The 23,057-nt window shown below is 54.6% G+C and carries 21 protein-coding genes; 4 read left to right on the plus strand and 17 right to left on the minus strand.

The features are described 5' to 3' along the window. Window positions 1–115: 115 nt before the first annotated feature. A complete protein-coding gene (locus tag AUQ43_RS10355; protein ID WP_062956220.1) occupies window positions 116–1,252 on the minus strand; it encodes a DUF2336 domain-containing protein in 1,137 nt (378 codons plus the stop codon). 473 nt (window positions 1,253–1,725) lie between these two features. On the opposite strand from AUQ43_RS10355, the gene AUQ43_RS10360 reads away from it, so the two are divergent. Beyond that, window positions 1,726–2,124, plus strand: a complete 399-nt coding sequence (locus AUQ43_RS10360; protein ID WP_062956221.1) for a cytochrome c family protein — start codon at window positions 1,726–1,728, stop codon at window positions 2,122–2,124. Between the two features lie 111 nt (window positions 2,125–2,235). Here AUQ43_RS10360 and AUQ43_RS10365 read toward each other — a convergent pair whose 3' ends face one another. Continuing rightward, window positions 2,236–2,976 (minus strand): hypothetical protein, encoded by a 741-nt coding sequence (locus AUQ43_RS10365; protein WP_062957238.1) that lies wholly within the window; start codon window positions 2,974–2,976, stop codon window positions 2,236–2,238. 144 nt (window positions 2,977–3,120) lie between these two features. Continuing rightward, on the minus strand, window positions 3,121–3,984 hold the full coding sequence (locus tag AUQ43_RS10370; RefSeq protein WP_062956222.1) for an SUMF1/EgtB/PvdO family nonheme iron enzyme: 864 nt from the start codon (window positions 3,982–3,984) through the stop codon (window positions 3,121–3,123). Between the two features lie 327 nt (window positions 3,985–4,311). On the opposite strand from AUQ43_RS10370, the gene AUQ43_RS20105 reads away from it, so the two are divergent. Next, entirely contained in the window at window positions 4,312–4,620 is a 309-nt protein-coding gene (locus AUQ43_RS20105; protein ID WP_198157163.1) for a hypothetical protein, read from the plus strand. Between the two features lie 79 nt (window positions 4,621–4,699). Here the strand turns inward: AUQ43_RS20105 and AUQ43_RS10380 are convergent, their stop codons facing one another. From AUQ43_RS10380 to AUQ43_RS10405, 6 genes are all read right to left on the minus strand, one after another. Beyond that, window positions 4,700–5,128, minus strand: a complete 429-nt coding sequence (locus tag AUQ43_RS10380; RefSeq protein ID WP_062956224.1) for a universal stress protein — start codon at window positions 5,126–5,128, stop codon at window positions 4,700–4,702. 14 nt (window positions 5,129–5,142) lie between these two features. Beyond that, window positions 5,143–7,746, minus strand: coding sequence for a TRAP transporter permease (locus AUQ43_RS10385; RefSeq protein ID WP_062956225.1), 2,604 nt, complete (start codon window positions 7,744–7,746; stop codon window positions 5,143–5,145). Window positions 7,747–7,944: 198 nt separating this feature from the next. Continuing rightward, the gene (locus AUQ43_RS10390; protein ID WP_062956226.1) at window positions 7,945–8,922 is read right to left on the minus strand and encodes a TAXI family TRAP transporter solute-binding subunit; all 978 of its coding nucleotides are present in this window, start codon (window positions 8,920–8,922) and stop codon (window positions 7,945–7,947) included. Between the two features lie 205 nt (window positions 8,923–9,127). Beyond that, window positions 9,128–9,958, minus strand: coding sequence for a 3-keto-5-aminohexanoate cleavage protein (locus tag AUQ43_RS10395; protein ID WP_062956227.1), 831 nt, complete (start codon window positions 9,956–9,958; stop codon window positions 9,128–9,130). After that, window positions 9,958–11,346 carry an aspartate aminotransferase family protein gene (locus tag AUQ43_RS10400; RefSeq protein ID WP_062956228.1) on the minus strand — a complete coding sequence of 463 codons (1,389 nt, stop codon included), beginning with the start codon at window positions 11,344–11,346 and terminating at the stop codon, window positions 9,958–9,960. The genes AUQ43_RS10395 and AUQ43_RS10400 overlap by 1 nt, the downstream gene beginning before the upstream one ends. Before the next feature lie 22 nt (window positions 11,347–11,368). Further along, complete coding sequence (locus AUQ43_RS10405; protein WP_062956229.1) at window positions 11,369–12,244, minus strand: MurR/RpiR family transcriptional regulator; 876 nt, start codon at window positions 12,242–12,244, stop codon at window positions 11,369–11,371. 286 nt (window positions 12,245–12,530) lie between these two features. Between AUQ43_RS10405 and AUQ43_RS10410 the strand changes: the two genes are divergently transcribed. Then, on the plus strand, window positions 12,531–13,610 hold the full coding sequence (locus tag AUQ43_RS10410) for a response regulator (RefSeq protein WP_062956230.1): 1,080 nt from the start codon (window positions 12,531–12,533) through the stop codon (window positions 13,608–13,610). On the opposite strand, the gene asnB is transcribed toward AUQ43_RS10410, so the two are convergent. Together asnB and AUQ43_RS10420 are read right to left on the minus strand one after the other, a co-directional pair. After that, window positions 13,578–15,428 carry an asparagine synthase (glutamine-hydrolyzing) gene (gene asnB / locus AUQ43_RS10415; RefSeq protein ID WP_062956231.1) on the minus strand — a complete coding sequence of 617 codons (1,851 nt, stop codon included), beginning with the start codon at window positions 15,426–15,428 and terminating at the stop codon, window positions 13,578–13,580. The two genes, AUQ43_RS10410 and asnB, sit on opposite strands and share 33 nt — an antisense overlap. An 11-nt stretch (window positions 15,429–15,439) precedes the next feature. After that, complete coding sequence (locus AUQ43_RS10420) at window positions 15,440–15,712, minus strand: ribbon-helix-helix domain-containing protein (protein ID WP_062956232.1); 273 nt, start codon at window positions 15,710–15,712, stop codon at window positions 15,440–15,442. A gap of 74 nt (window positions 15,713–15,786) precedes the next feature. Here AUQ43_RS10420 and AUQ43_RS10425 point away from each other — a divergent pair, with 74 nt between their 5' ends. Then, window positions 15,787–16,572, plus strand: a complete 786-nt coding sequence (locus tag AUQ43_RS10425) for a phosphodiesterase (protein ID WP_062956233.1) — start codon at window positions 15,787–15,789, stop codon at window positions 16,570–16,572. Here AUQ43_RS10425 and queG read toward each other — a convergent pair whose 3' ends face one another. The 6 genes from queG to AUQ43_RS10455 all read right to left on the minus strand — a co-directional run bounded on the left by queG (window position 16,573) and on the right by AUQ43_RS10455 (window position 22,948). Continuing rightward, window positions 16,573–17,727 (minus strand): tRNA epoxyqueuosine(34) reductase QueG, encoded by a 1,155-nt coding sequence (queG, locus tag AUQ43_RS10430; protein ID WP_062956234.1) that lies wholly within the window; start codon window positions 17,725–17,727, stop codon window positions 16,573–16,575. Between the two features lie 120 nt (window positions 17,728–17,847). Continuing rightward, window positions 17,848–18,315, minus strand: coding sequence for a preQ(1) synthase (gene queF / locus AUQ43_RS10435; RefSeq protein WP_062956235.1), 468 nt, complete (start codon window positions 18,313–18,315; stop codon window positions 17,848–17,850). A 3-nt stretch (window positions 18,316–18,318) separates the two neighbouring features. Then, window positions 18,319–19,461 carry a tRNA guanosine(34) transglycosylase Tgt gene (gene tgt, locus AUQ43_RS10440; protein WP_062956236.1) on the minus strand — a complete coding sequence of 381 codons (1,143 nt, stop codon included), beginning with the start codon at window positions 19,459–19,461 and terminating at the stop codon, window positions 18,319–18,321. Window positions 19,462–19,467: 6 nt separating this feature from the next. Beyond that, the gene (queA, locus tag AUQ43_RS10445; protein ID WP_062956237.1) at window positions 19,468–20,520 is read right to left on the minus strand and encodes a tRNA preQ1(34) S-adenosylmethionine ribosyltransferase-isomerase QueA; all 1,053 of its coding nucleotides are present in this window, start codon (window positions 20,518–20,520) and stop codon (window positions 19,468–19,470) included. 124 nt (window positions 20,521–20,644) lie between these two features. Then, window positions 20,645–21,190 carry a VUT family protein gene (locus AUQ43_RS10450; RefSeq protein WP_062956238.1) on the minus strand — a complete coding sequence of 182 codons (546 nt, stop codon included), beginning with the start codon at window positions 21,188–21,190 and terminating at the stop codon, window positions 20,645–20,647. Window positions 21,191–21,421: 231 nt separating this feature from the next. Next, window positions 21,422–22,948 carry an inorganic phosphate transporter gene (locus AUQ43_RS10455; protein WP_062956239.1) on the minus strand — a complete coding sequence of 509 codons (1,527 nt, stop codon included), beginning with the start codon at window positions 22,946–22,948 and terminating at the stop codon, window positions 21,422–21,424. Window positions 22,949–23,057 lie beyond the last annotated feature (109 nt).

A 23,057-nucleotide genomic window follows, 5' to 3' on the forward strand; every position in this document is an offset into this window, starting at 1 on the left:
GCCCTTTTTGATTTGGTCCGATTTGGCAAGAACAGTTCAACAAAAAGCCGCCCGGATGATGCACATCGGGCGGCCAGGATTTCGCAGCGATTTGGTCAATAGTGATTGGCTGTAATCAGTGGTGCATGGCCCGTTCACCGGGGAGCTGCAACATACGGCCCATCAGATAGTCAACATCATCTGAGTCAAACTCGACCCCAAGATCACCATACTGGGTCAGAACCCGTTCGATCATCCGTCGGGAATAGCGTTCCTTGTCATGTTCTTCACCATCAAAGGAGGTCTCGCGCGCAACCTCGATCGCAGCACGAACACCGGGGAAGAAATGCTCCGGCATGCTGGCCTTGTTGTAAATTGCCTCAAGACCAAACGGGCCGCTGTCGTGAATGAGGATACGGGTATTGATCAGCGAAACACCGGCCCTTTTCGCCAGCGCAGCCTCGAAGAAGGACACATCCCCCATGCACAGCGCACGCAGGATCAGGCCGCTGGTCAGGCGATTGTTTGTGTAAAGATGCTCGACAAGCAGTTCAACATCGCGTTCTTCCACCCCGTCACCCAGCAGGCCAATGGTCGCACTTTCCTGCGACTGGGTCATCACGGCATTCACGATGCCCTCGGGTATATGACCACGCGAAATCAGTTGCGACCGCATCCGTTCAGATACCAGTGTCACCATGCGTTCGGCGATCGTGATCGGCAAGTGATTACGTTCGATCATCGGCTTCTGAATGCGTTCATTGTCGCCGAAATCGTCAACAACCTTTTGCAGCGAAACTTCACTGATTTCCGCGCCCTGGTTTGACATCAGATCGACCATCACGTCTTCATGACCGATATCGACAAGCGTTGCCGAAACAACCTCGGACACGTGGGCGCGCGAGGCGATGGCCCGTTGCTTTTCAACGCTGTCTGCATTGTCGCCAATAATATCGACCAGGTCGTCATCATTGAGGACTTCGGAAAATTCCAGAACCGGCAACGCGACATCATCAACATCACGTGCAAGTGTTGCCGCAACATCATGCGGGACCAAAGGTGTCTGGGCGAGGTTCTTGGCAAGGGCCTTGCGCACACGCACTTCGGCGTCACGGATCATCAAACGGAAAATATCTTCCGCCAGAACACGTTCGCTGTCCGTCAAGGTTTCAGTAGTGAACTCACGACTGATTTTTTCGGCGGTATCCGCACGGTTTTCCCCTGACGGGTCCTGAACCAGCTTGCTCAGATCTTCTTTGGTGATACGTGGCAATAGATATCTCCTGGCACGCTTCTCATATGGCTGCCAATTTACTGCGCAAGATTATACTTCTGGCAGGAAATCGACAAACATATTTTCCATAGTTGGGGCACAAGGCCCTGATTTTCAACCATCCTGTTGATCAATACACATCGGGAACCTTTACCCGGTGCCAAAAGGATGAAATCTGACCGCCTGCCGCCATGGCGGAAACACACTATTTGAGTCGTAAATTATTTGCCAGCAATCAAAAAACGAGAAATCTGGCAAATTCCGTCCGCACCGACCACAAATTGACTAAACTCAAATTGTTCCTATCGACACTATGTTAAATCTGGTTACCAGTTTTTGAAGATCAACCGGTCTTGCACGTGTTCGACGCATGACAATATACCGCGTTGACCTTTTGATTACCCACAGATGTGCCAACAACTGGCGCATCATCCCGATCACCGGGAATATTGAAAGAAGAGAGAGGCTCCATAATGACGTTTCCGCGCAAACTGGCTCTCGTTGCCAGCTCCCTCGCCTTCCTGTCTGCGGCTCCTGCGCTTGCCGGTGATGCGGCAAAAGGTGAAAAACTGTTCAAGCGCTGCGCTGCCTGCCACAGCCTTGAAGCAGGCGTAAACAAGGTCGGCCCCAGCCTTGCCGGTTCTGTCGGTCGTGAATGCGGTACGGTTGAAGGCTACAAATACGGGCGTGGTTACCAGGCTGCATGTGAAAAAGGCTTTGTAGCAGACGAGGCATTCCTGACCGACTACCTGCGGGACCCGTCTGCCAAGCTCAGCGAGATCGCTGGCTCCAAGCAGCGCTCCAAAATGGCCTTCAAACTCAAGAAGGATGAGGATATCGCCGACATTATCGAATTCCTCAAAACGCAGTAATCTTTGCGTCCCGTTTGAAATGCAAAATGGCCGGCGCTTTGTGCCCGGCCATTCTCAATTTTGTTTGTGATTTACCAATGCTGGCTGCAACGCCAGACAAAAACTTGGGCGTTAGGCGGCTTCTCGCCGACGCAGCAACTCTTCACCGACTGCGCGCATCTGCTCAACCGTCGCCACATTGAGCGTCGATGTGACTTCGAGTTCACGGTCTTCGTAAACATCACGGTCCGGGTGTTTTTCCTTCCAGTCGGCGACAGCCTGATCGCGTTCACGTATCAGTTTTTCAATCTGTGGTCGGAACAACACCATCATGCCCGAGACCCAGCGATTGACCGGCCAGGATGGCTGCGCATGATCAATGACAAACCCGTCAAGCATGCTAATCACGTCTTCTGCATCATACCAGACTTCGCCAGTAACCCATCGGTTGGTCGAAAACAGACGCTGACAGAGGCCGAATTCATCCATCGAAAATGCGATCAGATGCGAAAGTGCATCATTTGGGCCTTCGGGATAGTCAAAACCTTCTATCTCTTTTGGTTTGCAGCCTTCCGGCATCCCGCGCGGACGCATGAATGTATGGAAATGTCCATGTTCATCCCAGTCCCGGCGTTCTTCCTTGGGATGGGCATGATAATAGAATTGGGCATGTGACTGGCGATCATAGACATCACCTTCGGGGTAATGTGTCCATTCATAGAATGTGCCGGCACTTTTGATCAGTTCACCAACAATGTTGTCGCCCGTTGCTGTGAGCACCCGATGACATTCCATAACATCGCGACCGGCGGCCAACATTTTTTCAAGTTGGGCTGTCGGGATCGACGCCAAATCAAGTGTGTCTTCAGTCATTTCTTCACCAACATTGTTGCAATCCATCCATTACTTTGCCGATGCAAATTAAGATGGTTTTTGCCCCGTCGCGCCAATGAAACCCTATCAACAGTTAGTGATTCCTGGTTGGCTTGCAAAATCTAATCTTTGGCAGACGCGACGTTATCGATCGCGCATTACCCGGAAACCGATCAGGATATGCTTCAGGAATTCCGGACGTCCATGGCGCGCAGCGGGACGGCAAACACCGCAACCGCGATCATCCCAGGAACCACCCTTAACAATCCGATAGCCTGCCTGGGAAGATGATGACGTCCATTCGAAAACTTGTCCAACTCCGTCATAAAGACCAAAGGGACCTTCTTCAAACTGACCGACCGGCATGGTATCAAACGGCCCCTTGTCGGCACTGTTCAGGCGGTCCGCGTCAAAAATATTGCCCCATGGATAAAAGGTCCCATCCGGCCCGCGTGCAGCCTTTTCCCAATGCAGTTCGTCTGGCAAATGCCAGGTGTCACCAGTCTTGTCGCTCAGCCACTGGGCATAGGCATTGGCATCCTGCCATGACACCAGAACCACAGGATGATCACCCCGCCCCGTTGGCGGACTGTCATCGTTCCACAAGAACGGCAAGATGGTTTCGTAGTTGTAAATCAGCCCCTGACGTTCCCAATCTTCCTGGCTTATGTCTGGTGCCGGGTGCCCGGTTTCCTGAACAAAAGCGGCATATTGGTCATTCGTGACCGGTGTTTTGCCGATATCATAGCCCAAAAGGTGAACGTGCCATTTGTCACTTTCGAGATCATACCAGCGATTGCGACGGCTGATGTCATGACCATAGACCTGCTCATCAATCTGATAAGCATACTGGCGTTCGACGGAATCCGACCCTTGCCAGAACCATCCTGAAGGAATCTGAACCATTTCGGGAATCTCGCCGTTCGCAGCCTGTGCCTGGGAAACTCCGACAACACACGCAACAGCGCAAAACTTCCCGATATCGACGATACAGTTCCCTAATCTCATAAAAACTTCCGTTCCGATCGGTGGCATGGCTCACACTTTTTTCAAGCCGGGCCGCACGTTCAGTATCATTCACCCATCCTTTCAACATGAGGAAATTTCACCGCACTTTCAATCGGTTTGACCATCATGTTGAAGGATTTACGACATTTTCTTTATGGAACAGCCCCCTAGTCAAGCGCATTGCACCACCCGCATGGAACACGCGCGACTCACATAACAGTGAAACCATGTGACGCCGCTTCTTGTGAAATTTGGACCATAGTGCCCTCACCGATGGGCGAAGGAACGCCCGAGGTTAAACTTACCGAACCGTCAGAGAGGCACCACATGACTAAGAAATCCATGACCTTCACGCAAAAGGCACTGATCCCGGCAATGGCAATCGGCACCAGCCTTGCCATGGCGACCCCGATGGCAATGGCATCCCCGCTTCCGGCACCGACTGCCGAAGTCGCCAGCTGTTCGCCCTGCAGCCCGTGTGCTGCCAATCCTTGTGCCGCGAACCCGTGTGCTGCAAATCCTTGCGCGGCCAAGAAAGTCGTTAATCCGTGCAGCCCGTGTGCCGCCAACCCATGTGCAGCAAACAATCCATGCGCTGCCAATCCGTGCGCCGCAAACCCGTGTGCAGCGAACTGATTACTTGATCCGTCCCAACGGCAACGGGGGCGATGCTTCGGCATCGCCCCCGTTTTTTATCCAATGCAAACTGCGCGGACTAGTCGCGAACGACCATGACCGAACAATCCGCATGGCGCACAACGCGCGCTGCGTTGGGCCCCAAAAGATAGTCTTTCAATTCCGGGCGGTGTGAGCCGATCACGATCAGATCGCAATTGGTCTTTTTGGCGATCTGCAAGATAACCTCATACACCGTGCCCTGCCCTACGATATGCTGAACCTTGATGTCCGAGGGTATGTGCTCGGACACGAATTCGTGCAGACGTTCGTTATAGGCATCCAGAACCTTGGTCTCATAACCCTTCGGGAAGAACTGGCCGACCATCGACATCCCGACCGTGGGCACCACGGTCAGAACATGAAGGCGCGCACCAAAGCTTTGCGCCTGCTTGATGGCGACCGGAACGGCCTTCTTCCAGGAAGACTCATGATCAAGATCTACTGTGACCAGAATATCCTTGTACATGTTCACTCTCCCTGTCAGGCCGTACCAAGCGCATCTTCACTGCGCTTGCGTCGGCGTTGAAGAACTATGATCCCGCCCAGCAACAGGAATGCCGGGATAAAGAAGACTTCCTTGGCCGGACGATCAGCTTCGACCTTTACCGCCGTGATTTCAAAATCGAAATCAAGCCCGGCTTTCTCGGCCGGACCGGCAAAGACCAGATCATCAATATAGATGCGGCCATCTTCATTACGAATGCCAATACCCGCATGATAAAGGCGATCCTCACCCGATGCTGCCGGACCAAGCGGCAACATCACGGATTTGGAAACCTCATCGCCTTCGATGCTGATGCCTTCAACATCCAGAAGAATGCTGGTTTCAGGCGGCATGTTGGCTGCGTCTTCAACAATCGTGGTTGCCGGCAGGTTTTCATAAGGCGGCGCGATCATGTCGAGCCAGAAACCCGGACGGAACAAGGTGAAGGCAATCAACAGCAATGCCGCACTTTCCCACAGCTTCGAACGGGCAAAGAAATACCCCTGCGTTGCTGCGGCAAAGATAAGCATGGCAATTGTCGACACCACCACCACGATCACCACATCCACCGGATGATCCAGACCAATCATCAGAAGCTCGGTGTTGAACAGGAACAGGAATGGCAATACGGCTGTGCGCATCGAATAGAAGAACGCGACCAGACCTGTCTTCATCGGATCTGACCCCGAAACCGCGGCCGCAGCAAAGGATGCCAGACCCACGGGTGGCGTCACATCGGCCATGATGCCGAAATAGAAGACGAACAGGTGAACCGCGATTAACGGCACGATCAGTCCGTTCGCGGCCCCCAATTCAACGATCACCGGTGCCATCAGGCTCGAAACCACGATGTAGTTCGCCGTGGTCGGAAGCCCCATGCCAAGGATCAGGCTGATCACGGCGGTGAAGATCAGGATCAGCATGAGGTTGCCGCCCGAAATCAGTTCGACGAATTCAACCATCACCTGACCGATACCGGTCAGCGACACCGTGCCGACAATGATACCCGCAGCCGCCGTTGCCACACCGATCCCGATCATGTTGCGGGCACCGGTCGCGAAGCCGTCAATCACATCGATCAAGCCAAGCTTCAGGTCATTGACCACATCATGACTTTTACGGAAAACGCCCTTGGCGGCATGTTGGGTCAGCATGATGAAGATCATCAGAACCGTTGCCCAAAATGCCGAGAGCCCGGGTGACTTCAGCTCGATCATCAGGAACCAGACCAGAACCACGACCGGCAACAGATAATGCAGACCGGCCTTCGCGGTTTCACCCAACGGCGGGAGCTCCAGGACCGGCTGGTTGGGATCATCCATCTCAAGGTCCGGATACTTGGCCGCGTAATAGAGCCCTGCGAGATAGATTGCGGCACACTCAATCGCCACGACCCAGCCAACACCATCACCGAAAAGCCCCTTCTGGAAGACGATGGCGTAATACACGATACCGGAAAGCACCACGAGCGACAGAACGAACAGAAGCGATCTGATCAAGGTCTGACCAAGCGTGGAAGTAACCCGTTTCGGCAGACCCTTCATGTTCGCCTTAAGCGCCTCAAGGTGAACAATGTAGATCAGCGCGATATAGGAAATCGTTGCTGGCAGGAAAGCATGCTTGATGACTTCCGGATACGGAATGCCTACATATTCCACCATCAGGAAGGCCGCAGCCCCCATGACCGGTGGCATGATCTGACCATTGACCGAGGAAGCCACTTCGACCGCCCCGGCTTTTTCACCCGGGAAGCCTACGCGCTTCATCAGCGGAATGGTAAAGGTACCGGTCGTCACAACATTGGCAATCGAGGACCCTGAAATAAGACCCGTCATTGCCGATGACAAAACCGCTGCCTTGGCCGGACCACCACGCATGTGACCGAGGGCGGCAAACGCCACCTTGATGAAATAGTTCCCTGCGCCGGCTTTATCGAGAAGCGATCCAAACAGGACAAACAGGAAGACAAAGCTGGTCGACACGCCAAGTGCGATACCAAACACGCCTTCGGTCGTGATCCACTGATGCGACATCGCCTTGGAGAAGCTCGCCCCGCTCCATTGCAGAACATCGGGCACCCACGGTGCATTGCCAAAGAAGACATAGGACAGGAACACCATCGCAACGATCATCAAGGGCGGGCCGAGTGCGCGACGGGTTGCTTCAAGCAACATGACAAGACCAACACCGGCCGCAACAAGGTCAGCGGTGATCGGAAGCCCCGGACGATCCGACAATTCGCGATAGAAAATGTAAATATAGGCCGCACAGAACGCGCCTACGGCGGCCAGAACCCAGTCAATGATAGGGATATAACTGCGCGGCGAATTCTTGAAGGCCGGATAAGCCATAAAGGCCAGGAAAATTGCAAACGCGAGATGGATCGACCGCGCCTCGGTCGAGTTCAAAACGCCAAAATTAAAGATAAATGGCAATGGCGAGGCCATCCACAGCTGGAACAGCGACCATGCAACTGCAAGCCAGAGTAATATTTTCGCCGTCAAACCTGTCGGCTGACGGGCCCCTGTATCATTTTCCGCAATCAGGTCCTGCAGCCCCTGATCGACGGACCGATTTTCGGTTTTCTTATCGTCAGTCATCACAAACTCCCGGTCACTACGAAAGCCAATTGAACTGGTGGTCCAGAAACAAAAAGCCTCCGTCGACACACACCCGGTCCCCAACGGAGTACTCCAACACCCAAATGGTGGTGTTCGTATTATTCAGTTTTTGTGAGCAAACCCGCTGGGCGCAAAAGAAAAACGGAGGGCGAAAAACGCCCTCCGTCCCAAGCCGAATTACATCAGGCCTGCTTCTTTGTAGTACTGAGCAGCACCGTCATGCAGCGGAGCCGACAGACCGTCCTTGATCATTTCGTCTTTCTGCAGGACACCAAATGCCGGATGCAGTTTTTTGAAGTCATCGAAGTTTTCGAAGACTGCTTTGACAACGTTGTAGACGATGTCTGCATCGGTGTTGGTCGAGGATACGAAGGTCGCGCCGACACCGAAGGTCACAACATCATCCGGGTTACCGCGATACATGCCGCCCGGAATGGTGGCTGCACGGTAGTACGGGTTGTCAGCGATCAGCTTGTCGATTGCCGGACCGGCAACTTCAACCAGAACCGAATCACAGGCAGTGGTTGCTTCCTGGATCGAACCGGACGGGTGACCAACGGTGTAGATCATCGCGTCGATCTTGTTGTCGCAAAGTGCCTGGGACTGTTCAGCCGGCTTCAGTTCGGATGCCAGCGAGAAGTCATCAAGGGTCCAGCCCTTGGCAGCAAGAACGATATCCATGGTGCCGCGCTGACCGGAACCCGGGTTACCGATGTTCACGCGCTTGCCTTTGAGGTCGTCAAAGGTCTTGATGCCGGCATCTGCACGGGCAACAACGGTGAACGGCTCCGGATGGACAGAGAATACAGCGCGCAGGTCTTCAAACGGACCCTGGTCTTCGAATTTCGAAGTACCGTTATAGGCATGGTACTGCCAGTCAGACTGGGCAACACCCATGTCCAACTCGCCGGTACGAATGGTGTTGATGTTGTAAACCGAACCACCAGTGGATTCGACCGAGCAACGAATACCGTGCTCTTTGCGATCCTTGTTGACCAGGCGGCAGATCGCGCCACCAGTCGGATAGTACACACCGGTCACACCACCAGTGCCGATGGTGATGAAACGGTTTTCCTGTGCCGAGGCCTGACCGGAAAACAGTGAAGCACCAGCAATTGCAGCGACTGCACCCGCTACAGCGATAAGTTTTTTCATAAGGATTCGCTCCCTTTTTACACCCTATTATTAGGCATTCTCAGCGTTCGACATCGAACAACTGAATTTAACGGAAACATCAGAAGAATCAGATGTTTCGGCGGCGGGATTATAGTGTCCGACACGTCGGAATAAAAGCCTATAACCCCGAATTCTCCCTGAGGAATCAGGTATTCCTTCATTTTTTCTTGTTCGCGAGCCCGTTTTACCAGATGGGCTGCATGATTTGACGGGCCTGTTGACCTGTTGCGATTTTGCGTCCCATCAGGATCGCACCATCGTGCGCTTGGGCAATCAGTTCAGCATTGTTCGAAGCAGGCGATCCGTCAACCCTAAGGTGATTGTTTTCGAACCCGATGCGCGCATGTCCACCCAGTCCGGCACCGGTCAGAATGCAGGCATTCTCGTAACGACCAAACGCACACAGCATCCATTCCGACACATACGGACTGGTTCCGATAAATGGCAAAAGATCATAAGGTTCTGATACCTGCCCCGCTGTATAACGCCCCAGTACAAACAGAACCGGAAACTTGTCACCGGGCAGGACACCAAATTCAACGAGTTGATTGAAGCGCGCGACATCTTCGGGCACATACAGGATCAGCTGTGGTGCGATTTTGGCTTCGCGCATGAATTCAAAGAATGATTTCAACGCATTAAGGTCTGCATCCAACGGCGCAATTTCGCGAATGGCAATGGAAACGGCTTCGGGCACAAGGCTCCTGATCGCCTCCATCTGCTGTTGTGCTGTGTAGATACCCACCGCCTCGGTCGTAACCTGCAGCAGCATGTCGTCGCCAACCGATGATCTCACCTCCGCCAGCATTTCGCGATACCGGCCAACATCAAGGCTGTGTTTTTGATCTTCATCGCGAACATGCAGATGCATCATCGCCGCACCAGCGGCCTTGCATTCTGCCGCCGTTTTGGCGACCTCAGCCGGTGTGATCGGAATATTTGGCAAATCGCTTTTTGTCTTGCGCGCGCCGTTCGGTGCCGATGCAATTAAAAACGGCTTGTCGCCATGTGCCATTATGCCAGCCCCTCTGCCGTGAACACATCATCAAGCGCACTTGAAAACAACTCTACGATCTTGGTGACGTCGTTTTCATTGATGATAAAGGCCGGCGCGAACAGAACATGGTCACCGCGCACTCCATCAATCGTGCCGCCCATGGGATAAGCCATCAGACCGCGCGCAAACGCAGCCTTCTTGATCTTGGCATTGATTTTAAGGGCCGGGTCAAACGGTTCCTTGGTTTCACGATTTGCGACAAGCTCCACACCACGAAACAGACCGCGACCACGAATATCACCAACAAACGGATGCTGACCCAGTTTTGCCTGTAGCGAACCGACCAGGTTTTCGCCCTGTTTGACGACATTCGCCAGAAGGTCGCGTTCCTTGATCACACGTTGCGTCGCAAGGGCTGCCGCACACGCCGTGGCGTGGCCCTGATAGGTATGACCGTGCTGGAAGAAACCCGATCCATTGGCAATCGCATCGTTGATTTTCTTGGAAACAAGCACCGCCCCGATCGGCTGATATCCGGCACCAAGTCCCTTGGCGATGGTTTGCAAGTCACCTGAAATGCCTTCCTGCTCGATCGCATGCAGGGTTCCGGTGCGGCCCATTCCGCACATGACTTCATCAAGGATCAGCAACACACCGTATTGATCGCAAATCTCGCGTACGCGCTTGAAGTAACCCGGCACTGGGGCAAGCGCACCGGCCGTTGCCCCGACAACCGGCTCGGCGACGAATGCAGCAACGTTTTCAGATCCAAGTTCGAGGATTGCGGTTTCCAGTTCATTGGCAACGCGCAGGCCATATGCTTCTGGCGTTTCATCGTCGCGTTGATCGCGATACTGATAAACAGGTGCAATGTGGCTTGCCGTGATCAGAAGCGGCTCAAACTGTTTGCGCCGCCACATATTGCCACCCACCGAAAGCGCACCCAGCGTATTGCCGTGATAGGACTGGCGGCGGGCGATTACGTATTTGCGGTCCGGCTGGCCGATTTCCAGAAAATACTGGCGCGCCATTTTAAGCGCTGCTTCGGTCGCCTCTGATCCGCCGGAAACAAAATAGACCTTGTCGATGCCTTCGGGTGCCGACGCGACCAGTTCATCAGCCAGTTCTTCCATCGCATCGGATGAAAAGAACCCGGAATGGGCATAGGCAATCTGATCAATCTGCGCATGCATTGCAGCCCGGACATCCGGATCGGAATGACCAAGGCATGAAACAGCTGCGCCACCACAAGCATCCAGATAGCTTTTGCCATTCTGGTCAAAAATATAGATCCCCTCGCCGCGAACAGCGCGCGGCGGAATGGATGTACTCGTACGATGGAGCACACGGGTTCCGGCATTAGCAGCCGGCTTAGAGGAATTGGCAGAGTGTGACGCGTTGGTCATGTTCGGACGTTCCGTAAAATGTCTAGTCTTCAAGGTATGTATCGAAGACAGCGAGTTGTTCTTCTGCAGCGGCAATTCGTTGCAGGGCCTTCGGGCCACCGCGTGCAACCAGCAGGGCAACAAGGGCCTGCATGACCGAAAGGGCGGCGGTAAAACTTTGGAAAAAGGACTGCGATGTATCACGGGCAACCAACGTGGTCCGTGCATCCACCGCAATTGGCGACACATCGGAATCAGTGACGGCGATAACCGGGCAATGCTGGGAACGGGCATATTCAACAGCCCGCACCGTATCGCGGATATAGGGTTTCGCCCCGACCGCTATCAAAATGTCGCGTCGCCCGATGCCCCGCAATTCGTCACCAAAGGCACCTGAGCGCCCGTCAACCAGAACGCCATTGTCACAAAACAGCCGATAGGCATAGGCAAACTGAAATGCTGCCGGGTACGCCGCACCACTGCCAACGATAAAGACCTGTCGGGCATCTTCAATTGCCTCGCAGGCAGTGATCATGTGCGGGACAAAATCCGGGGAAAATGCGGCACTGATATTGTCGATTTCCGTTCGGCATATGCTTTCAAGCAAGTGCGCGTCACGGTTGGAATCATTGTCAGTGCGCTGGGTTTCACGGGCCCGCTGCGCATAGCTTGCAGGATTGTCCAGCAAGCGATCCTGATAATGATCGCGAAAATCCCGCCAGGTTTCGACACCAATTGCACTCATCAGGCGGGTAACCGTGCTTGGCGGAACGTTGGCCGCGCGCGCCAATGCGCGCATTGAGCGTAGCGCCACATCGTTTGGATGATCCAGAATGTAACGCGCGGCCTTCTGCATTTGCGGGCTTAGCTTCGCATAGTCCGAAATCAGTTTTTCACGCAGATCTGTTTGCACACCCATCACCCGGATCCCCAGTCCACAAGGAACGAAGGATTACGACACAGCTCGCATCATCACGCAACACATGTTTCAAAAATTAACCATGTGAAACATGTGTTTCGAAGAAATGTTTCGTTGTAACACCGCGTGCAATTCGTGTGTTCTCGAAAAAACATGGACTTATTAGAAAAAACTGTAAAAATAAATTGGCATCCCGGATGAACCCAAGCGTTTCATACCGGGCGACAGAAAGTGCTTACAGGTGGAGATCAAAACACCGAATCGTTGGACGAACCTTGGACACACCATGGAAACGAAGATTATTGATTCCCTTAAACAAGCGCAGGCAGGCATTGCGCTTTTTGACGCAGACGAACGGATTGTCTTTGCCAATCCGGCGTGGGAACAACTGATTTCCGGTGTTGCCGAGGAAGACCTGATTTTCAGTGAAACCGAACTGGGCGATGGCGGTATGATTTCGGTCTGTTTTGTAAAACCCCAGGTCCCGCAAGCCGACCGCCCTGACCTTGAAACCTCTGCCAACGATAGCAAGATCGGCACGGTGATCATTGCTGACGACAGCGAGAGCAATCGTTTGGTCGCCAAGCGTATCCTTCAAGCAGAAGGATATAGCATTGTCGAAGCCAGTAACGGCCAGACTGTATTGAACATGCTCAAGCGTGGTGTGACTGCAGACCTGATATTGATGGATGTTGAGATGCCCGATATGGACGGGCTTCATACGACAAGACGCATTCGCCACATGAGCGGCCCGGTATCACGCACCCCGATCATTGCGCTTTCAGCCCATCAGTCACGGGACTGGAATGTAATTGCCCGCCAGTCTGGTGTTGATGACTTCATCAACAAGCCTATTCATCGGCAAAAATTGATCGAAACCATGCAGGATTTGATCAACCGGCGTGGCAGCACCCCGCGTGATGACGGTCCTGTCCAGAAACGCAGCAAGGGCGCAAGGATTGGCCGTACGGTCCGCCCGCAATCCCTGACCAGCCCGGTTCTTGATGTTCGCATTCTTGAACAGCTTTACACAGATGCCGGAGATGAGGGGGCCGGATGCGGGATCGAGATTTTCATCAATGAAACTGAGTCCCGGCTGGTGAAAATTGACAAGGCCCTGTCAGAAGATGACATGACAACGGTGCGTAACGAAGTCCATGCACTTAAAAGCACGTCGGGCACTTTTGGTCTGCGCCAGCTTTCTGAACTATGCGAGACAACCCAGTCGATTTTTGAAGACCACGAACCAGACGAAGGTCGATTGTTGTCGCTTTCCCGTCAGGTGGTTCAATTGGCACCGACGGCGTTAACCGCACTTAACCTGTATCGCCGTTCACGCAGTATCAGCAGTTCCCCGCACGCCTGAGCCGACCTGCCCGAGCCATATCTGCCAGACCATCAGCGCCCATACACCAAGCGCCATATCCAGATCCTTTCCGGAAACGGCCCGCTGCCAGTATCGGGATTTGCTGTCGTTCGGGATATCCACCCCCGCAAAAATGGCGTTCAGGATATCGGTCTCATCGCCCCAATGATATCTGGCCACCCCGAGGAGCCAGTCCGCCACCGGCGGATTGAAGCCGATCTTGCGGTTTTGCACATGCCTGGCCGGAAGGTATGGCGCAATTGCCTGACGCCAGAGTGTTTTGGGACCTTGTCTCAGATGCTGCGATGCAGGCACTGAAGTGGCAAGGCGCACAACATCATGCCCCAAAAGCGGCAAGCGATATTCCAGACCAAATGCCATCCCGCATCGATCTGACATGGCAAGCTGATTACCCGGAAGCGTTACATCACGGTCAAAGCCCATCATCGCATCCGCAAGCCCTGCGTCCCGATATGGTCGCATCACCATCCGGGCGTCGCATTCAGGAATAGGACATCGGTTATTCCAGCTGGCAAAAGCATGTTCAGCGCCCGATGACGCCCCAGCAAGAAAGCGATGCATTTCCCTGTGATCACCCAACCCGGACAGTTTTGCCGTCAGTCGCCGCACAGGTCCCGGCACATGGCGCCAGTATTTCTCGTAAAGCTGCGCGGCCCGGTAACGCGGATAGCCGCCGAAAAGCTCATCCCCGCCATCGCCTGACAAGCATACTTTGACCTCTGCACTTACAGCTTTTGAAAGACACCGCATCAAAACAATCGAAGGATTGGCAAACGGCCCACCGACAGCTTGTAAACCGGCACAAAGTTCCTGATGGATTTCCTCAGCAGTTGTCGGAGCAGATACAACATGCAGTTCTTGCCCGAGATGCTTGCACAGGTTATGCGCGGCAGCGGTTTCGTCATAAGCCGGGTCTTCGAACCCCATGACAAATGCCACTGGCGGTTCCTGCCCGCGTTCCTGGGCAATATCGCTGGCCAATGCGGCAACCCCGGCACTATCCAGACCGCCGGACACCAGTGTTCCAATGCGGCAGTCCACATCCATTGCATCGGCAACCGATTGTCGAACAGCCGATAGCAACACTTGCGGTGCTACCGCCTGCGTTCGGCTTTGTGCCGGGTGCGCGATCATTGCTGATGAAACACTACCACCGCGCCAGCAAAGGACCCTGCCCGGCGGCAAAAGCGTCACGCCCTGTGCCCCGGTCTGTGCTGCATGCACGAACAGATGCGCAAGATAGCTTGGCTTGATGCTCTCGTCCGGTGCTGTCGGTGCGATTGAAGAAAACGCCGATATCTCGGACGCAAATGCGATTTGTCCGGCTGGCAGATTCAAAACATAGAGCGGCTTGATACCCAGCGGGTCCCGCGCCAACCAAAGACAAGATTGCACAGTATCCCACAGCGCAAGCGCATATTGCCCGGATAGGGTTTCAAGCACCTTTGTCGGCTCATGCCCGCGTCGGATGGCATCGGCCAGAAGCAGCAACACAAGTTCAGCATCATTCCCGGTTTCGCATGTCAGCCCGCGGGCAGTTGCATCACCTGTCCTGCGCCGATGTCCCGCGATATACCCGTTAAACACCAGCACAAACCGCCCATCGGATGTGACGCATGGTTGATTGGCCTGATGCGTCAGGTCCGTCGTGGCCAACCGAGCACAACCAACAGAGACCTTCCCGACCGGATCATCCCAAACGCCCGATGCGTCCGGCCCACGATGGGCAATAGACTGAAGCATGGCACGAACGGAACCGGGGTCGTTTGGTTCGGTGATGCCAACGATGCCACACATGGATTCCTCACTTAAATCCGTTCACTGTGGCTTTCAGGATCCGACAGCTTGGCATCGTCACCCGCACTCGGAACGCGGCTTTGCAGATCGCGCAAAACAAACAGACGCAGGGCACTCGACAGGTTGCCTTCGCGATCTGTGTCAATCTCAACAACCAATTCGGCCAAGGTCATGTCGCGCCGTTGCGCAATGCCGACCAATTCTTCCCAGAAGGCATCTTCAAGTGAAAAGCTCGTCCGGTGCCCGGCAATTGTCACTGATCTTTTACGAACGGCATCTTCCATCGGTGTTTAATCTTTGATTCTTGAGCAAAAACGACCATGATTTCAAAAGCTTTCCGCCATGATAGGCCATCGACATGAAATTCATACATCTTTCCGACCTTCACATTCTGGCCCGAAATGATGCTTCGCGCCTACCCGATGCCGCCGCAACGCTTCGTAAGGTCATTGACGAGGTAAACACCTATCACGCGGATGCCGAAGTTTGCATCATCACCGGTGACATCACCCATCGCGGCACGCCGGAACAGTATGAAAATGCGGTTGAGATCCTCTCGGACCTTACCATTCCCTATCTGATCATTCCGGGCAATCACGACATCCGCGAAGCGTTTTGCGATGCCTTCCCGACAACCGAGACCGACACCCATGGCTTTGTCAATTTCGGGCAGACGTTTAATGGTGTGCGGTTTGTCATGATGGATAGCATCGTGCCCGGTCATCATCACGGTACACTATGTGCGCAGCGCCTTGACTGGCTGCGCGATGAATTGACCGCGCATCGGGACACGCCGACCTTCCTGTTCATGCATCATCCGCCGATGGCAATGGGCCTGCCATTTATGGATACAATTCGCCTTGATGCCGAAGACGCGCTTGGTGAAATCGTATCAAGCAACCCGCAGATCAAACATCTGTTCTTTGGCCATCTGCATCGCCCTGCGACCGGCACATGGCTTGGCGTTCCGTTTATTCTGGGCAACAGCACCCAGTCGGGCGAACCACTTGATTTCCGCCATGAGAAAGAAGAAGAGCTTCAGGACCCCAACCCGCTTGGGCCGGGCTATGGCATTGCCTTTGCCGACGCGAAAGGCGGGCTTCGGTATCACTTCAACTTCGTGAAGTTCGATATGCCCGGCTGATCAGTCGGCCTTGGCGGCCATATCCCATTCTTCAAGAACCATGGCATCGTTTTCCTGCGGGGCGTTTGCCTTGCAGACCTTGTCGAATGCTGTGGGTTCCATCAACTGCGACAGGGCCCAAACCGCGCTGGCCCGGATCAGGGCACTTTCATCTGTTAGCAGATTTTCAATGCGCGGGATCAGGCGCGGTGCCCCGCTATTGCCCGCCGCAATCAGAACGTTGCGCAGGAATTTCGCCCGACCAATCCGCTTGATCGGCGATCCGGTAAAGAAAGCCCGAAAACCTGCGTCATCCAGATCAAGGAAGTCCGCCAATCTTGGCGCCGTCAATTCGACACGCGGGATAAAGGCCATCTCGGCTGTCCGGGTCGCAAACTTGTTCCACGGGCACACGGCCAGACAATCATCACAGCCATAGATGCGATTGCCCATGGGTCTACGGAACTCCAACGGGATCGGCCCGTCATGTTCAATCGTCAGATACGAAATGCACTTGCGCGCATCAAGCTTATAGGGTTCTGGAAAGGCATCGGTCGGACAGGCCGACAGGCATTTTGAACAGGATCCGCAATGATCGATTTCCGGTTCGGCTTCCGGCAGATCAAGGGTCGTAAAAATCTCGCCCAAAAACAGCCAACTGCCAAATTCCCGCGACACAAGATTGGTGTGCTTTCCCTGCCAGCCAATTCCCGATGCCTGCCCCAACGGCTTTTCCAGCACAGGGGCGGTATCGACAAACACCTTGACCTGTTCCGTCCCGCCCGACTGTTCAACAACCCAGCGCGCCAATTGCTTCAGGCGCTTTTTGATCAGGTCGTGGTAATCCTTGTTCTTGGCATAAACCGAAATCATCGCCCGATCCGGATGATCCAGCAGTGCCATCGGACTTTCCGCCGGACCATAATTGCTACCAAGCACAATCACAGATTTGACATCGGGCCAAAGCATTTCCGGATCGCGCCGACGCGGCAGGCGTTCAGGATCATTCATCCACGCCATGGAGCCGTATTCACCGGCAGCGACAAATTCATCCAGACGTTGCTGATTGCGCGCATCAACCTTTGGACGCGCCACACCACAGACATCAAAGCCGATTTCACGGGCTTTGGCCTGAAGCATGTCAAACGTGATATTTTGGCGCGTCTTGGTGGTCATAGCATCAGTTCAGTCATTCGGCCTGTTCATTCTTTGGCGCGTTATATCGCCTTACGATCATAACGCAAAAGGCCGCAACATGATGCTGCGGCCTTTTTAACAAACTCATAAACGCAGGTTCTAGCCGCGGCCGCGATACGGGGCCACGCCCTGCTCGGGGATCCAGACACCTTCTGGTGCCGGGCCGGTCTGATAGAACACATCAATCGGAATGCCGCCACGCGGATACCAATACCCCCCAATACGCAGCCATTTCGGATCAAGAGTTTCGACAATCCGCTTGCCGACCTTGATCGTGCAATCTTCGTGGAAAGATCCATGGTTGCGGAATGACGTCAGGAAAAGCTTCAGCGACTTGCTTTCAACCAGCCAGTCACCGGGCACATAATCAATCACCAGATGGGCAAAATCCGGCTGACCGGTGATCGGGCAAAGGGATGTGAATTCCGGTGCGACAAACCGCACACAGTAATCGGTTCCGGCCTGCGGGTTCGAAACGCGCTCCAGAACCGCTTCATCGGGTGATGCCGGCTGTTGGGTATCGCCGCCCAGCATGGTCAGGTTGTCGTAGATCGTTTGATCGGCCATAGCTTAGTCCTCGATAATCGGCACGGGATCGATATCCCCGCCTTCCTGTCTGGAATGGAAATCGCGCGCGAAGGCGTCCATACGTCCTTCGGAAATGGCTTCGCGCATGCCACGCATCAAGTCCTGATAATAGGCAAGATTGTGCCAGGTCAGCAGAACCGCGCCGAGGATTTCCCCAGCCTTGATCAGGTGATGCAAATAGGCGCGCGAATATTTCGTGCAAGCCGGGCAACCACATTGATCATCCAGCGGCCGATCATCATCGCGATGACGACCGTTCTTAAGGTTCAACGTCCCACGATGGGTAAAGGCCTGTGCATTGCGCCCGGAACGGGTCGGTAGAACGCAATCAAACTGATCAATCCCGCGCATCACCGCCCCGACAAGGTCAGACGGTTTGCCAACACCCATCAAATAACGTGGCTTGTTGGTGGGCAGCATATCAACGCAGAAATCAAGCGTATCAAACATGATCTGCTGGCCTTCGCCCACCGCAAGACCACCCACCGAATGGCCGGGAAGATCCAGCTCAGCCAACTTTTCGGAGCTCTCACGCCGCAGGTTTTCAAACACACTGCCCTGCTGAATGCCGTAAAGCGCATAACCTTCGCGGTTAACAAACGCATCTCTGGACCGTTTCGCCCAGCGCATCGACATCTGCATGCTTTCGCGCGCCTGCTGTTCGGTGGCCGGGAACGGGGTGCATTCATCAAACGCCATGGTGATGGTCGACCCCAGCAGATGCTGGATTTCCATCGAACGTTCGGGTGTCAGGTTGAACTTGCGGCCATCGATATGGCTTTTGAAGGTTACACCTTCTTCGGTGATCTTGCGCAGTTTCGCCAGCGACATGACCTGATACCCGCCACTGTCGGTCAGGATCGGCTTGTCCCAGTTCATGAATTTGTGCAGGCCACCCAGACGCGCGATGCGTTCGGCACCCGGACGCAGCATCAGATGGTACGTATTGCCCAAAAGGATCTGCGCGCCGGTATCAGCCACGTTTTCGGGCAGCATGCCCTTAACCGTGGCGGCTGTTCCCACCGGCATGAAAGTTGGCGTATCAATGACGCCGTGGGCGGTGTGAATACGCCCCAACCGGGCCTTGCCATCCTGGGCGAGCAATTCATAGCGAAATTCGGTCATCGGTTCTTATGTCCGTGCATCAATTTTGTTGGCGCATTCAAGCAGGCTGCAATCGCCATAGGAATAAAAACGGTATTCGTTGTCGATGGCGTGCTGATAGGCCGCCTTCATCCGGTCGAACCCGGCAAAGGCCGACACCAGCATAAACAGCGTCGAACGCGGCAGATGGAAGTTGGTCAGAAGCATATCCACTGCGCGGAATTTATAGCCCGGCGTGATAAAGATGTCGGTCTCTGCCTCAAACGGTTCAACCACCCCGTCCTCGCGTGCGGCACTTTCAAGCAGACGCAGTGACGTGGTCCCGACCGCAACCACACGCCCGCCATTAGCACGGGTTTCATTGATCAGGTCGGCGATTTCCTTGCTGATCGATCCCCATTCGGCATGCATCTTGTGGTCATCGGTATCATCGACCTTGACCGGCAAAAATGTGCCTGCCCCGACATGCAGGGTAATCGTCCGGCGATTGATCCCGCGTGCATCAAGATTGGCCAAAAGTTCCGGGGTGAAATGCAAACCCGCCGTCGGGGCCGCCACAGCACCGTCCTTTTGGGCAAAGATGGTCTGGTAATCAGATTTGTCCTGATCATCACCACCGGCATCACGCCGGATATAAGGCGGCAGCGGCATGACACCGAATTCTTCGAGGGCCGCAATCAGGTCCGCGCCGGTTTTGTTAAAGCGCAGGGTCACTTCGCCGCCATCCTTCTTGGCAAGAACTTCGGCTTCGAATTCATCATTAACCTTGAAGGTTTCCCCGATGCGCAGCTTCTTGGCCGGTTTGGCAAATGCCACCCACGTGCCAAGGCCTTCCTGTTTGTGCAGGGTGACTTCAACCTTGGCTTCCCCGCGTTTGCCAAACAGGCGCGCCGGGATCACACGGGTATCATTGGAAATCAGCAAATCACCTGGACGCAGCACATCAGGCAGTTCCCGAACGATGCGGTCCTGTGTCCTATCACCGGACAAATCAAGCATGCGGGCTGCATCGCGCGGATTTGCCGGGTGTTCGGCAATGCGGTCGCGCGGCAATTCAAAATCGAACAGATCGACTTTCATGGATCAGGGCAATTCCGGGTCAATTGAAACACAAATGAAGGGGCGTCTTATGCGCCCCTTCGCAATAAATCACAAGGCCACGGACGGCATATCTGATCCGCCCCGGCCATGCATCAGGCCGGTCTTAGCCCCGGGCTGGTTGCGCATCGGCGCGCGGGGTAACCACGGTCATCAGAAGGCGGAACGGTGCCAGACACGTCAGCGCCATGATCACCTTGGCGGCAAAGTCGCCCATCGCCCACGTATCCCATGGAAGACCGGTACCGGCAAACGCAATCGAGAAGAACAGAGCGGTATCAACCGCCGAGCCAATGCCCGACGAGATCAGCGGGGCTTTCCACCAGCTTGCACGGCGCAGTTTGTCAAACACGGTGACATCCAGCATCTGGGCAATCAGGAATGCCGAACCCGATGCGATGGCAATGCGCGTATCGGCAAAGATCAACGACAGAACAACCGCCAAAGCAAAACCGGCCAGCACCACAACGCGCGCCGCCGCAGCCCCACGCGCACGGTTTGTCAGGTCGGTTACCAGAAAAGCAACCGGATAGGTAAATGCACCATAGGTCAGCCAGTCGGCCAAAACGCCCGGAAGCGGGTATTCGACCAGAATGTTCGATGCGACAACGGTCACCGCCATGGCGAGGACACCGAAAATGATCGCTTTCATATTTTAGCCCTTCTAAGCAAGTGAACCCACGCATAACAAATCTCGCGGCCCACCGAACTGGGCGACGATCACGAACGGATTCTGTGTAACTTTGGTGCGGCTGTTTACGCGCAGACCAAAGGCCGGTCAAGGAAAAACGGCGATCAGGAAAACCTGATCGCCGCTGCAGATCGCTGCAAGTCGCCCCGGGGAAAATGGGGCGCCGCGCCGCGAAACTATATTCGTATGCAATTACAGCATGATGCCGCGAATGGTGAAGAACAGCAGTGCCCCAAGGAAGGCACCGGCCGGCACCGTCACCACCCAGGCGGTTGCGATCGTCACCGCATAGCGACGACGCACCAGAAGGCGCTTGCGGATTTTCTTTTCGGCCTTTTCTGCCTCGCGCGGATCGATCTGACGAAGCGCCTCGATATGTTCATCGGTCTCTTCGTTTTCGGCACGATCGACCAGCATCGGCGGTGCAATCTTGCGACGACGGTGTGAAAGACTTTCACGCAGGAAGCCAACACCGAACACCGCACCAACCGCAATATGCGTCGAGCTAACCGGCAGCCCCAGGGCAGAAGCGATAATCACGGTAATTGCCGCCGACAGCGCCACGGTATAGGCGCGGATCGGATCCAGCTTGGTGATCTTCGAGCCAACCGTCTTGATCAGTTTGGGTCCAAACAGGATCAGACCGGCTGAAATACCAAGTGCACCGATCACCATCACCCAAATCGGAATTGGAGCTGACGTCACGATCTGGCCGCTATCGATGCCTGAGACGATGGCAGCAAGCGGGCCAATGGCGTTGGCCACATCGTTCGAACCATGGGCAAAGGACAACAGGGCAGCAGATACAACCAGCGGAACCCGAAACAGCGATGCGATTTCCTTGCGACGGCCTTCCATATTGGCCGATGCCCGAATGACAGCCTTGCGCATCGGAATAAGGGTCAGGAAGAAGGCGGCAATACCAATCGCGATCACGACGGAAATATCGGCCTTCCAGAGTTTCTTGACCCCCTTCATCATCAGATAGACCGAGAAGACCGAGACCATCACGGCCACCAGAACCGGCACCCATTTGCGGGCAGCCGTTACGCGGTCATCCTGATAAAGGACCCGGAATTTGATGAAGGCCAGGAAACCAGCAGCAATCAATCCACCCAGAACCGGTGAAATCACCCAGCTTGCGGCGATGGTACCCATGGTCGGCCAATTGACCGCACCAATGCCAACCGCAGCCATGCCAGCCCCCATAACACCACCGACAATCGAATGGGTGGTGGAAACCGGTGCGCCAAGCCATGTCGCAAGGTTCAGCCAAAGAGCAGCGGCAAGAAGCGCAGCCATCATCGCCCAAACAAATGTCTGTGCGTCAGGCATCGCCGTCGGGTCGATGATGCCCTTTTTGATGGTGCCAACAACATCGCCGCCAGCGATAATCGCACCGGCCGCTTCGCAAACGGCGGCAATCAACAAGGCACCAACCATGGTCAGCGCCTTGGAGCCGACCGCCGGACCAACATTGTTGGCAACGTCGTTGGCACCAATGTTGAGCGCCATATAGCCGCCAATCACGGCAGCAGCGATCAGAAAGCCACTTTGCGGCAGTCCGCCCATGTGGAAGGCGACAAACGCACTACAGGCAAGGAGGAAAACAAGTGCAAGACCAAGCTTGGCGCTGATCGATGCTGTTTCACCCAGCCCCGCATCCATGCGCTTTTGCCACTTGAGATCCTTATCCAGAGCAGTTTTCTTTACCGACATAATCAACCGTTACCATCAAAGGGAATCGACGGGCGGATCATGTCGAAGCCGAGCCTCTTTGTTAAGGTTTTTTTGCTTATTTGTGACACTCATCACTCAAACGGCTGAA

It is taken from the genome of Thalassospira sp. MCCC 1A01148, assembly GCF_001613795.1.
Taxonomy (GTDB): domain Bacteria; phylum Pseudomonadota; class Alphaproteobacteria; order Rhodospirillales; family Thalassospiraceae; genus Thalassospira.